Genomic DNA, 1,704 nt, shown 5'->3' with positions numbered 1-1,704 from the left:
GCGGCGGACCCCGCCGCCCGGGGTCCGCGCAAGGGCGTCGACACCAAGGCCCTGAACGCCGCGCTGAACGGCCTCGTCGACTCCGGCGGCGTCTCCGCCGCGCTGGCCCGGGTCGGCGACCGCGGCCACACCCTGTGGAAGGGCGCCGCCGGCGTCGCCGACCGCGCCACCGGTGCGCGGGCCACCGCGGACGGGCGGTTCCGGATCGGCAGCGTGACCAAGACCTTCGTCTCCACCGTCGCCCTCCAACTGGTCGCCGAGGGGCGGTTCGGCCTGGACGACCGGGTGGAGACCCTGCTGCCGGGCGCGCTGCCGAACGGCGCGGACATCACCCTGCGCCAGCTGCTCAACCACACCAGCGGGGTGTTCAACTACACCGAGGACGACGCCTTCGACATCGAGCGGCCCGGCGCCATCGAGCAGTGGCTGGAGTCCGGCCGCTACACCCGCTGGACGCCCGAGCGGCTCATCGCGCTGGCCGGCGCCCACCCGCCGTACTTCGCGCCCGGCCAGGGCTTCCACTACTCCAACACCAACTACGTCCTGGTCGGCCGGATCATCGAGCGGGCCACCGGCCACAGCTGGCAGCGGGAGGTGGAACGCCGCGTCATCCGCCCGCTGGGCCTGACCGGCACCTCCATGCCCGACCACGAGACGACCGTCCCCGGCCCGCACGCGCACGGCTACTACGAGCTGCCCACCGGCCCGGTCGACGTCACCGCGCTGGACCCGAGCATGGCGGGCGCGTCCGGCGCCGGGATCTCGACCACCGCCGACCTCAACACCTTCATCACGGCCCTGATCGGCGGGCGGCTGCTGCCCAGGCCCCAGCTCGCGGAGATGATGACGGCCACCCCGCAGAGCGAGGGCCGTTACGGCCTGGGCCTGGAGCGGGCGACCACGGACTGCGGAGTGCTCTGGGGCCACACGGGCGGCATCCCCGGCTACAACACCTTCCTGTACACCAGCGCCGACCTGCGTCGGCAGCTCGCCGTCTCGGTGAACCCCCAGGGCCTCTCGACCCCGCCGGCCACCGAGGAGGCCTACAACAGGCTGCTCGCCGCCGGGACCTGCGCCGGCTGACCCGAAGCCCCCCGGCCCCCCGCCCCGGCCCCCGGCCGCCGGAGCGGGGGTGCCATGATGGCCCGCACCTGAGGGGCCGTCGTCGCGAGGAGGACAAGAGATGGCAGAACCGCTGATCGCCGAAGTCGGGGGCCGGGTGCCCGCCGTCGACCCGGGCGCCTTCGTCGCGCCGAACGCCGTGGTGGTGGGCGCCGTGACGGTCGGCGCCGGCGCGAGCGTCTGGTACGGCGCGGTGCTGCGCGGGGACGCCGAGGCGATCACGGTCGGCGCCGGCAGCAACGTCCAGGACAACTGCACCCTGCACGCCGACCTCGGCTTCCCGCTGGTGATGGGGGAGCGGGTCTCGGTCGGCCACAACGCCGTGCTGCACGGCTGCGTGATCGAGGACGACGTCCTGGTCGGGATGAACGCCACCGTGCTCAACGGCGCCCGGATCGGCGCGGGCTCACTGGTCGCGGCGGGCGCCGTGGTGCCGCAGGGCATGGAGGTGCCGCCCGGCTCGCTGGTCGCCGGGGTGCCGGCGAAGATCCGCCGCGAGCTGACCGAGGAGGAGCGGGCCGGCGTCAAGTTGCTCGCCGAGGGCCACCTGCTGCTGGAGGACGTGCCCGGCGTCGGCAAGAC

General features: G+C 74.6%; 2 protein-coding genes. Both read left to right on the top strand.

What is annotated here, in order from left to right; translation table 11 throughout:
* Nucleotides 1-1,083: serine hydrolase domain-containing protein (locus ABD308_RS27345; protein WP_344339846.1), on the top strand; the 1,083-nt coding region annotated here is incomplete at its 5' end.
* Between the two features lie 100 nt (nucleotides 1,084-1,183).
* The coding region (locus tag ABD308_RS27340; RefSeq protein ID WP_344339844.1) for a gamma carbonic anhydrase family protein at nucleotides 1,184-1,704 on the top strand (521 nt) is incomplete at its 3' end.

Origin of the sequence: Kitasatospora putterlickiae, assembly GCF_039527695.1 — a bacterium.
In the GTDB taxonomy this organism is placed as follows: domain Bacteria; phylum Actinomycetota; class Actinomycetes; order Streptomycetales; family Streptomycetaceae; genus Kitasatospora; species Kitasatospora putterlickiae.
Note: the sequence above shows the minus strand (reverse complement) of the source record. Positions and strands in the feature narration are given on the sequence as shown.